Source organism: Enterococcus hermanniensis, from assembly GCF_001885945.1.
GTDB lineage: Bacteria > Bacillota > Bacilli > Lactobacillales > Enterococcaceae > Enterococcus_A > Enterococcus_A hermanniensis.
The window spans coordinates 585-12052 of sequence record NZ_JXKQ01000006.1; the positions used below are offsets into that span (position 1 = coordinate 585).

Genomic DNA, 11468 nt, shown 5'->3' on the forward strand with positions numbered 1-11468 from the left:
AGTTTTTTTTTGTTTTCCGGGAAGTAGCTCAGCTTGGTAGAGTACTTGGTTTGGGACCAAGGTGTCGCAGGTTCGAATCCTGTCTTCCCGATAATTAGAAGGTGGATACCTTCTTTTTTTTTATCTAAATTTTTAAAGAAAAGCGTTCTTCTTTATTTCGAGCTGTAAATTCGTTATAATTATGGTCAGGAATAGTCAATAGGAGGCGATATAGTGAGTAGAAATACCTCTGATTTAATCGAGTCTTATTTGAAGGATATCTTAGAAAATAGTGAAATTATCGAAATTCGAAGAGCAGAAATGGCCCAACAATTTAATTGTGTGCCATCACAAATAAATTATGTAATTAACACACGGTTTACTTTTCAGCGAGGTTACTTAGTTGAGAGTAAGCGTGGTGGTGGTGGGTATATCCGAATTAGTAAAGTTAAGATCTCTGATCAGCATTATTTTTTAGAACAGTTAATGGATTCATTTAGTAATGAAATTTCTGAAGCAAATGCATTTGGAATTATTCAAAAACTTTTTGAAGAAGAAATTATTACAGAAAATGAAGGCAATTTAATGTTAAGTGCAATTTCAAAGAATAGTTTAGGTATCAGTCAAATAGAAAATCGGTTACGTGCAAGGATCCTTCATGGATTTTTAGAGCGTTTAAGCTATGAGAAGAAGGAGTGAAGAATATGGATCAGCTATATACAGAACGTGCAAAGGCAGTATTAGCAATTGCTCAACAAGAAGCAAAATATTTTAAACATCGTTCAGTAGGTTCAGAACATTTATTACTAGCCTTAGTAATTGAGCAGCAAGGGATTGCTGGTAAAGCATTGCGTCAAATGAACTCTAATGAAAATGATATTCGTGAAGAAATCGAACATATGACTGGTTATGGATCTGTTAAATCATATACTGAAGGTGGCTATCTTCCATATTCTCCACGTGCCAAACAAATTTTAATTTTTGCAGATGATGAAGCAAAACGTTTTAATGCAAAATTGGTAGGTACTGAGCATATCTTATTAGGGTTATTACGAGATGACGAAATTTTAGCTTCACATATCTTAGTTAATTTAGGATTAGGTCTTCCTAAAATGCGTCAAACGCTATTGAAAAAAATGGGTGTGAATGAAAATGCTAATCAGAGCACTGCGAGTCGTAGAAAGGCTACAGTAAAACCGACCCAAAGTAATTCTCAAGGAACACCAACGTTAGATGGATTGGCTCGAGATCTGACAAAATTAGCAAAAGACAAACGTTTAGATCCGGTAGTTGGAAGAGACAATGAAGTTCGTCGTGTGATACAAATTTTAAGTCGTCGGACAAAAAATAATCCTGTGCTTGTTGGTGAACCTGGTGTAGGTAAAACGGCAATCGTAGAAGGTTTAGCACAACGGATTATTGCTGGGGAAGTACCAGAAGATATGCGAGGTAAGCGATTGATGATGCTTGATATGGGCGCATTGGTTGCGGGAACGAAATATCGTGGTGAATTTGAAGATCGTTTAAAAAAGGTTATTGATGAAATTTATCAAGATGGACAAATTATTCTATTTATCGATGAATTGCATACATTGATAGGTGCAGGTGGAGCAGAAGGAGCGATAGATGCTTCAAATATTTTGAAACCAGCACTAGCTCGTGGTGAATTACAAACAATTGGTGCAACAACGTTAGATGAGTATCAAAAGTACATTGAAAAGGATTCAGCATTAGAACGTCGATTTGCTCGAGTACAAGTGGAGGAACCGACACCTGAAGAAGCTGAAGAAATACTAAAAGGTTTGCGAGCTCGCTATGAAGAACATCATGGTGTTGAAATTACTGATGACGCATTGCATGCAGCGGTATCATTGTCTGTGCGGTATATCAATTCTCGTCAATTACCAGATAAAGCAATTGATTTAATGGATGAATCTTCTGCTAAAGTTCGTTTGGATTCAACCGATGAAGTATCTGAGCTTTCAGAATTAGAAGAAGAAGTCCTTGATTTGATAACTGAAAAGGAAAAAGCAATTCAAAATCAAGACTTTGAATCGGCTGCTCGGTTACGTTTACGCGAAAAACAACTTTCAGAGATCTTAGAGCAGGCTAAAATCAAAGCTGCTAAACAAGAAAAGGGTTATCTTGACCAAGTGACTGATGAAGATGTGGCAGCAGTTGTTTCTCAATGGACGGGTGTTCCGCTACAACAACTGGAGAAAAAAGAAAGTCAACGTTTATTAGATTTAGAGTCTGTTTTGCATAAACGAGTGGTTGGACAAGAAGAAGCTGTTAAAGCTATTTCAAGAGCTATTCGTCGTGCTCGGAGTGGGTTAAAAGATCCGAATCGGCCAATTGGTTCATTTATGTTTTTAGGGCCAACTGGTGTAGGTAAAACAGAATTAGCTAAGGCTTTAGCTGAAGCAATGTTTGGTAGCGAAGAAGCCTTAGTGAGAGTTGATATGTCTGAATACATGGAAAAATATAGTACGAGTCGCTTGATCGGTTCTCCTCCAGGTTATGTTGGATATGAAGAAGGCGGACAACTGACCGAGAAAATTCGTCAAAAACCTTATTCAGTTATTCTGTTGGATGAAGTTGAAAAAGCGCATCCCGATGTTTTCAATATCTTATTGCAAGTATTAGACGACGGTCACTTAACAGATTCTAAAGGTCGAAAAGTCGATTTCCGCAACACGATTTTAATTATGACTTCTAATATTGGTGCAACAGAACTTCGTGAAGAAAAAAATGTTGGATTTAATGTAAAAGATATTACTAAAGATCATCAAGCTATGGAAAAACGGATTTTAGAAGAATTGAAGAAGAGCTTCCGACCAGAGTTTATCAACCGAATTGATGAAACAGTGGTCTTCAAATCACTAGATCAAGAGCAAATCCATGAAATTGTAAAAATTATGAGTCGTTCAGTCTTAGAACGAATGGATGAGCATGAGATCAAGGTAAAAATTACCCCTGCTGCTTATGATGTTATTGGCAAAGTTGGCTTTGACCCTGAATATGGTGCCCGTCCAATTCGTCGTGCGCTTCAAAAAGAAATTGAAGATCGATTGGCTGAGGCATTGCTATCTGGACAAATTCAGTTAGGTGATGCTGTAACAATTGGTGCAAGCAAAGGTAAAATTACTCTAACCGTTAAGAATTCAAAAGAAGAAAAAATTCCAGCAAAAGTATAATTTTAAAAGAGATAGGACTTTGTAGTGATGGTTAAAAGTTAGATTTTGGTCTAACTTTTAGAGGTCAATTTGCTTAGTTACTATCTCTTTTTTATGTATTTATTTCTAAATCTTTCTATTAGCGTCGGTTGGAAACTTTTGAAAGCTGTGATAGTATGGGAAAGTCTAAAAGAAGACCAATAAGCTGAGTATTTTTATCAAAATAATTAACCATATCAGATTATTGGTAGATAGGTGAAGGTCAATTCATTTTTTGATAGAAATCACCGAACGGGAATTGGGAGGACAAGAAATGATCGAAGTAATTGCGACAGCTGAATCGATGGTGCAAGCCAAAGAATTATTAGCTGCCGGAGTAGATACCTTATATATTGGAGAAGAGGAGTATGGCTTACGACTGCCGTATTCTTTTTCGAGAACGGAACAAAAGCAATTGATTGAGTCAGCGCATGCTAAGGGCAAAAAAGTGAATATCGCGGTCAATGGCATCATGCATCCTGACAAGATGAAAAAAATTCCAGAATATCTAGATTTTTTAGCTGAGGTACAACCAGATAACATCGTTGTTGGGGATACTGGGGTGATTTTTTTATTGCAAAACTATGATTTGTCGTATATCTATGATGCGGAAACATTAGTAACGAATGCCCGCCAAATCAATTTTTGGCATAAAAAAGGTGCTGTTGGAGCAGTCTTAGCACGTGAAGTTCCATTCGAAGAAATGAAAACTTTAAAACAGCATGTTGAAGTGCCAACGGAAGTCTTGGTCTATGGAGCTACTTGCATCCATCAATCAAAGCGTCCATTACTAAATAATTATTTCAATTATACAAAACAAACCGAAGAAACGACGAAAGATCGTGGGCTGTTTATTTCAGAACCGAAAAAAGCAGAAACGCATTATTCAATCTATGAAGATCAACATGGCACCCATATTTTTGCTGATAACGATGTGAACTTGATCAATGAAGTAGAAGAATTAGCTCAAACAGGCTATCAAACATGGAAACTAGATGGATTATTTACTCCAGGAGAACAATTTGTAGAAGTAGCTAAGGCTTTTGTTTTAGCGAAACAAGCGCTTGAAGCTGGAACTTGGGATGAAAAAACGCAAGTTAAAGCACAGCAATCCATTCAAAAAAATCATCCAGTAGCACGTGGAATGGATACAGGTTTTTATCATTTAGATCCAAATGCAATTAAATAAAGAAATTTAGAGCTAGGAGCAACAACATGACAAAAAGAAAGTTAAAACGGCCGGAAGTACTAGCACCAGCTGGTACGTTAGAAAAATTGAAAACAGCGATCCACTATGGTGCAGATGCTGTATATATTGGCGGCGACGCCTATGGGTTACGTTCACGTGCGGGGAATTTCTCATTTGAAGAAATGGAAGAAGGCGTAGCTTTTGCCAAACAATATGGCGCAAAAGTTTATGTAGCTGCAAATATGGTAACACATGAAGGCAATGAAAAAGGTGCAGGAGATTTTTTTAAAAAATTACGAGATATCGGTATCTCAGCAGTGATCGTTTCTGATCCTGCGTTGATCGAAATTTGCGCAACAGAAGCACCTGGATTAGAGATTCATTTATCAACACAAGCTTCAGCAACTAATGCTGAAACATTAAAATTTTGGCAAAATGAAGGATTGGAACGAGTTGTACTAGCACGTGAAGTATCGATGGAAGAGTTAGCTGAAATTCGTCGCAATACAGATATTCAGATCGAAGCCTTTATTCATGGTGCGATGTGTATTTCTTATTCTGGTCGTTGTACGTTGTCGAATCATATGTCGATGCGTGATGCCAATCGTGGCGGATGTTCACAATCATGTCGCTGGAAATATGATTTATTTGATATGCCATTTGCTCAGGAACACCGTTCATTAACTGAAAATGGCGATGTGAAGGAAGAATTTTCAATGAGTGCGGTTGATATGACGATGATTGAACATATCCCAGACTTAATTGAAAATGGTGTTGATAGCTTAAAAATCGAAGGGCGTATGAAATCAATTCATTATGTTTCAACTGTTGCGAATGTTTATAAAGCAGCAGTTGATAGCTATATTGCAGATCCAGATAATTATGTCTGTAAACAAGAATGGATTGATGAATTATGGAAAGTAGCACAACGTGAATTGGCAACTGGTTTTTATTACAATGTACCAACTGAAAATGAACAATTATTTGGCCCACGTCGTAAGATTCCAGTTTATAAATTTATCGGTGAAGTGTTAAGCTACGATGAAACAACAGGTATTGCTACTGTTCGTCAACGGAATCATTTTTCTGTCGGTGATGAGATCGAATTTTATGGACCAAACTTCCATCATTTCGAACAAACTATCACAGAAATGAAAAATGACGAAGGAGAATCGATTGATCGAGCACCAAACCCAATGATGATTTTAACAATGCCAGTGACGCAGCCGGTTAAACCGGGAGATATGATCCGTAAGAAAAAAGACTGAGTTATTCTTAGTCTTTTTCTTTTTGTACTTTTTTTGCTAAAAGAAAAGAGTTGTTATGGTTGGAATAGTTAGGCAGAAAAGGATTAATTTTTAAAGAAATGTATTAAAATAGAGATATTGAGTTTGTATATCGTATTTACTTTTTGATTGAATCATTAGATATGAAAAAAGATTCATACATAATAACGGAAAATTTTAGGTACTTATAAATCCGATAATCAAATAAAAACTAGGAGGCAAATGAATGAAAGAGTATGATTACATCGTCATTGGCGGAGGTAGTGGTGGAATCGCATCTGCTAATCGTGCTGGAATGCATGGCGCAAAAGTTTTATTGATCGAAGGTAACAAAATCGGGGGCACTTGTGTCAATGTGGGCTGTGTTCCTAAAAAAGTTATGTGGCAAGCCAGCAGCATGTTAGAGATGATCGAACGAGATGCACCAAGCTACGGAGTCCAAGCAGAAGTGGGAAAATTTGATTTTAAAGAATTAGTCGCACGTCGCGAAAAATACATTGATTTTTTACATGGGGCTTATTACCGTGGACTAGATAGTAATAACGTGGAACGTATTGAAGGGTATGCTACGTTTGTATCTGATCATGTGATCGCAGTCAATGGTGAAAAGTATAGGGCGGCAAATATCTTGATTGCAACAGGTGGACGCCCGAGCCAAATGAAAATCCCTGGTGGAGAGTTCGCGATTGATTCGAATGGTTTCTTTGAATTAACGGAACAACCAAAAGATATTGTTGTTTTAGGCGCCGGCTACATTGCGGCCGAATTAAGTGGAGTATTGCAAGGGATGGGAACGCAGGTCCATTGGGCATTCCGTCATAGTCGTCCATTACGTACCTTTGATACGATGTTAGCTGATAACTTGGTGGATATTTATCGTGAGAATGGGATGAAACTTTATGATCATCATAGAGCAAAAGAAATTAAGCAAACAGAAGATGGACGGTATACCGTTCACTTTGAAAACGGAAATACGTTGTCAGGGGAATATGTATTGTTTGCCGGTGGACGCATACCGAATACGGATAAATTAGGATTAGAAAATACTTCTGTTACATTAAATGAAAAAGGTTTTGTGATTGTTGATAAATTCCAAAATACGACAAGTGAAGGTGTTTATGCTGTTGGCGATGTGATTGGGAAAATTGATTTGACACCTGTGGCAATTGCGGCAGGTCGTCGTTTGTCTGAACGGGTTTTTAATGGAAAGTCTGAAGAATTTTTAGATTATGAAAATGTTCCAACTGTGATTTTTACGCATCCAACGATGGCAACGATTGGTTTATCTGAAGCAGCAGCTATTGAACGCCATGGGAAAAATCAAATCAAGATCTACCATTCTCGTTTTACACCGATGTATTTTGCTTTAGGAGAATATCGTCAAAAATGTGATATGAAATTGGTTTGTCTTGGTGAAGAAGAAAAAATTATTGGGCTTCATGCGATTGGTGTTGGTGTCGATGAAATGTTGCAAGGATTCGCAGTAGCTATCAAAATGGGTGCCACGAAAAAAGATTTTGATGATACAGTAGCAATCCATCCAACAGGTAGTGAAGAATTCGTCACAATGAGATAAGTAAAAAGCTTTGCCGTTGCGGCAAAGCTTTTTTTTATTGAATGGAACTCAAGCTGATCTCACCAGAAGAAAGCGTCATTTGTTCATTGCCTAAATCTACGACCAGTTCACCAGTATCAGTAATTGCGATTGCCGTACCAAAGTAGGTTTTTTCTTTGCGTTTAAAAGTAATTTTTTTGCCTAAGACAAAAGATTTTTCACGGTACATTGCCAAATAACTTTCAGGTTCCGCCAATAAGGCAAAGAATTGATTCCAAATATCGATAATCAATTGATTTCGCGTACAAGTGGGCTGACCATCAGGAAATAAAGAAGAGGCTTTTGCTTGTATTTCACTAGGAAAATCTTCCTGAGGGATGGAGAAATTGATACCCATGCCAATGATGATATATTTTAAGGAATTCGTTTCGATATCTGTCATGGCTTCGGAGAGGATCCCAGCGACTTTCTTTTGATTCAAGTAAATATCATTGACCCACTTGATTTGACTGTTTACACCTAAGCGTTTATCAATGGCTTTTGCTATGGCAACAGCCATTAATACGGTATATTGCGGCAATTCTTGTAACTGTTCTTTCGGCTCTAATAACAAACTCATATAAATTCCTTGCTGTTTTACCGCAAAGAACGGACGGTTGAACCGACCGTGGGGTGCTTCTTGCATATCAGCAACAACCAATAGAGGAGAAGGGTTCCCCTCAATTACGGCTAATTGTGCATCTTTCATCGTAGAAGTAGAGGTCTCTAAAACGGTCACATCTAGCGGATGCTGAATCTGCGTTTGGATTTCTTCAGCATTCAAAATATCAGAGGATTGGTAACGATAGCCCGTGCTCAAATGTTGAATCTGGTAGCCTTTTTTTTCTAATTCTTTAATGGCTTTCCAAATGGCTGTTCGAGAAACACCAATTTCTTGTGCTAATGTTTCCCCGGATAAAATTTCTTCAGCTGATTTTAAACGAATTAATATTTTTTCTTTCGTAGACAAGGGGACACCTCCGTTGATTTTCTGGTATTTTTCTCTGGGCTCAGTGTAACAAAAAAGCAGACTACATAAAAGTAGTCTGCAAAGAAAGAAGGATTTTACAGCTGAAATTAACTAAGTAGTAAAGCGTCGTCTTTTAATTCAACGCCTGAATTTTGTTGGAACATTTCCATCAATTTCGGTACAGTTAAATGTTGTTTTTCTTCTTGTTTTAAATCTAGTGCAATCTGACCTTGATGAAGCATGATCAGGCGATTCCCATAATGGATCGCATCTTCCATATTATGGGTGACCATGAAGGCAGTCAATTCTTGTTCGCGAATCAAGCGTTCAGTCAATTCCATCACCGTTAAAGAAGTTTTTGGATCTAGTGCAGCAGTGTGTTCATCCAATAAAATTAAATCAGGTCGTTGCAATGTAGCCATCAAGAGTGTGATGGCTTGCCGTTGCCCACCAGAAAGTAATCCAATTTCTGCATCTAATCGATTTTCGAGATTTAGGTTCAACATTGCTAATTGTTCTTTGAAAAAGTTTCGATCTTTACTTTTTACCCCTTTAGCAAAGCCGCGGCTATGCCCCCGTTTCATGGCTAAAGCCAAATTTTCTTGTACAGATAAACGAACGGCGGTCCCCATTTTAGGATCTTGGAAAACCCGACTGATTTTTTTAGACCGGCGGGTAACAGAATGTTTGGTGATCTCTTCTTCGTTTAAGAACATTTGACCTTCTTCGATAGACAACGTTCCAGCCACGCTATTCAGTAATGTTGATTTTCCGGCCCCATTACCGCCGATAATCGTCACAAATTCACCAGGGGCCAAGCTAAGATTGATTCCTTTTAAGGCATGGTTTTCATTGATTGTTCCTCGCTCGAAGTATTGATGTAGATTGCTTATTCTTAAGACTGGTTGCATTTTATTTTACCCCTTTCTTTTTTGGTGTGAATTTTGAACGAATCTGTGGCAAAGAAAGGCAAAGGACTAAGACGATTGCTGAGGCTAATTTAGAATCCGTTGGTTGTACATTCATTTCGAAAACTAGTGCTAAAATGAAGCGGTAAATGATGGCACCAGCAGCGATTGTTGCAAGACGGATACCGATCGTCTTATTATGAAGCAATACTTCTGCAATAATGATCGATGCTAAACCGATAACGATCGTTCCAACACCCGAGTTTAAATCAGCAAAACCATTATTCTGTGCTAAGAGTGCACCGGATAGTGCGATGCTTCCGTTTGAGATCATGTAGCCGACTAATTTCATATTTTCAGTTCGAATGCCATTTGCTTCACTCATGTCAGGATTATCTCCAGTAGCACGGACAGCCAAACCAATTTCGGTTTGGAAAAACAAGACCAACAGTAAGATGACTAAAGCTACAATCAAGAGTCCAATCAAAATGACTGCATTATTTTTCGTTAAGCCCATATTTTGAGCGGCAGTGAAGACGGTATCCTCGCCTAATAAAGCAATGTTTGGTGCACCCATTACTCGAGAAGTGATCGAATAAAGGCCAGTCATAGTGATGATCCCAGCTAGTAAAGCCGGAATTTTAAATTTTGTATTTAAGATGCCGGTCACCAGCCCCGCTAACATACCGCCACAAAAAGCTAATAAAGTAGCTAGGATTGGATTCAATCCGTTGACGATCCCGATTGCAGCAATCCCACCGCCTAAAGGAAAACTGCCTTCAGCGGTAAGGTCGGCAATATCTAAAATGCGAAAAGTTAAATAAACTCCGATTGCGAGTAGTGACCAAAGTAAGCCCTGGGACGTTGAAGATAATAACAAAGAGATAACATTCATGTTTTTTTCCTTCTTTCCAAATTAAAGTGGAGCTATTTTGTTTCTTTGATGCTATCAGGATCAATACCTAGTGCAGTAGCCATGTCTTTATTGACCACTAGTTCTAAGTTATCAGCTGATTCAACGGGCATAGTTGCAGGTTCGGCGTCGCCATCTAAAATTTTGGCTGCCATTTTACCTGTTTGCTTCCCAAGTGCTTCGTAGTCGATGCCGACTGTTGCTAAGCCGCCGTCTTTTACTTGGTCAGTTGATCCAGCAACAAGTGGAATTTTTTTCTCTTTAACAACTTCACCAACTACGCTAGCAGCGCTGGCAAATGTATTATCAGTTGGGACATAGATGCCATCTGTTTCGTTAGCTAATGATTCCGTGACTTGTTGGACATCATTCGTTGTATTTGCTGTTTTGACTTTGACAGCAACACCAGCTTTTTTCAAAGCTTTCTCAGCTAAATCAGCTTGGATTTTAGAGTTGGCTTCACCAGCGTTGTACATGATTCCGATTGTTTTAGCGTCTGGAACAATTGATAGTAAAAGATCGATTTGTTTGTCGATTGGCACCATATCGGTAGTTCCAGTTACGTTTCCGCCAGGTTTTTTAGCACTCTTGACTAATTTTGCTTCTTTTAAATCAGTTACAGCTGTGACTGCAATCGGGATATCTGTTGTTGCATTCAATAAGGATTGCGCCGCAGGTGTCGCGATTCCTAAGAGCAAATCGGGCTTTTCTTTGATTAGTTTATCGCTCATACTTTTTAAGTTGTCTTGGTTGTTTTGAGCATTTTGATAATCGATTTTTAGATTATCGCCTTCTTTATAACCGCCCTCTGCTAAGCCTTCTTTAAATCCATCATAAGCACTATCCAACGAAGCATGCTGTACTAATTGTAAAACACCAACGTGCTTCATGTTATCGTCACTTGCGCTGTCATTACTACCACAAGCACCTAACATCAATAAACTAACTAACCCAATTCCTGCCAATACTGTTTTTTTCATTCTTTTTCTCTCCTTTATAGTAAAAAAATCACCCACCTAGAAGTATAGAAACTCTAAGTGGGTGATACGAATGCAAAAAATATTATGCTTCAGCCACTTAGATTTCTCTATGCGGCCGGCGGTACGTCAAAATTCTCTAGCCATCATAGATACAAAAAACACTTAGGTCGTTTGTATCCACTTCAATGAATACAAACCTATCTAAAATAGCTAAAGTAATAGCGGTTATTCAGTTGTAAGTTTTGTGTGTCCAACATAAGAACAACCCCCAACGTGTTAAGATGTAAATTAGTATACGTGAAGAAAAATTAGATGTCAATAATAAAAAGAAGAATATTCTGAATATTCGAAAATGTAAATTTAAATAGTAGATTGTTGTATTTACTGAAAATGTTAAGAAAACCTTGCGTAAGTAAATACTACGCTTTGAACCT

General features: G+C 38.0%; 9 protein-coding genes and 1 tRNA gene. 6 read left to right on the plus strand and 4 right to left on the minus strand.

Annotation, left to right across the window (positions count from 1 at the left end):
* The first annotated feature begins 17 nt into the window (after positions 1-17).
* From RV04_RS07890 to gor, 6 genes are all read left to right on the plus strand, one after another.
* Positions 18-91: transfer RNA gene (locus RV04_RS07890), tRNA-Pro, on the plus strand.
* Positions 92-210: 119 nt separating this feature from the next.
* The gene (locus RV04_RS07895; RefSeq protein WP_169818199.1) at positions 211-678 is read left to right on the plus strand and encodes a CtsR family transcriptional regulator; all 468 of its coding nucleotides are present in this window, start codon (positions 211-213) and stop codon (positions 676-678) included.
* 5 nt (positions 679-683) lie between these two features.
* The gene (locus tag RV04_RS07900; RefSeq protein WP_071857927.1) at positions 684-3176 is read left to right on the plus strand and encodes an ATP-dependent Clp protease ATP-binding subunit; all 2493 of its coding nucleotides are present in this window, start codon (positions 684-686) and stop codon (positions 3174-3176) included.
* A 292-nt stretch (positions 3177-3468) separates the two neighbouring features.
* On the plus strand, positions 3469-4383 hold the full coding sequence (locus RV04_RS07905) for a peptidase U32 family protein (protein WP_071857928.1): 915 nt from the start codon (positions 3469-3471) through the stop codon (positions 4381-4383).
* 26 nt (positions 4384-4409) lie between these two features.
* The gene (locus RV04_RS07910) at positions 4410-5651 is read left to right on the plus strand and encodes a peptidase U32 family protein (protein ID WP_071857929.1); all 1242 of its coding nucleotides are present in this window, start codon (positions 4410-4412) and stop codon (positions 5649-5651) included.
* A gap of 244 nt (positions 5652-5895) precedes the next feature.
* The gene (gor, locus tag RV04_RS07915; protein ID WP_071857930.1) at positions 5896-7245 is read left to right on the plus strand and encodes a glutathione-disulfide reductase; all 1350 of its coding nucleotides are present in this window, start codon (positions 5896-5898) and stop codon (positions 7243-7245) included.
* A 34-nt stretch (positions 7246-7279) separates the two neighbouring features.
* Here the strand turns inward: gor and RV04_RS07920 are convergent, their stop codons facing one another.
* From RV04_RS07920 to RV04_RS07935, 4 genes are all read right to left on the minus strand, one after another.
* The gene (locus tag RV04_RS07920; RefSeq protein WP_071857931.1) at positions 7280-8233 is read right to left on the minus strand and encodes a biotin--[acetyl-CoA-carboxylase] ligase; all 954 of its coding nucleotides are present in this window, start codon (positions 8231-8233) and stop codon (positions 7280-7282) included.
* Between the two features lie 107 nt (positions 8234-8340).
* Positions 8341-9144 (minus strand): ABC transporter ATP-binding protein, encoded by an 804-nt coding sequence (locus tag RV04_RS07925; RefSeq protein WP_071857932.1) that lies wholly within the window; start codon positions 9142-9144, stop codon positions 8341-8343.
* A gap of 1 nt (position 9145) precedes the next feature.
* Positions 9146-10036: an ABC transporter permease gene (locus RV04_RS07930; protein WP_071857933.1), complete on the minus strand. Its 891-nt coding sequence runs from the start codon at positions 10034-10036 to the stop codon at positions 9146-9148.
* Positions 10037-10068: 32 nt separating this feature from the next.
* Positions 10069-11034, minus strand: coding sequence for an ABC transporter substrate-binding protein (locus RV04_RS07935; RefSeq protein WP_071857934.1), 966 nt, complete (start codon positions 11032-11034; stop codon positions 10069-10071).
* Positions 11035-11468 lie beyond the last annotated feature (434 nt).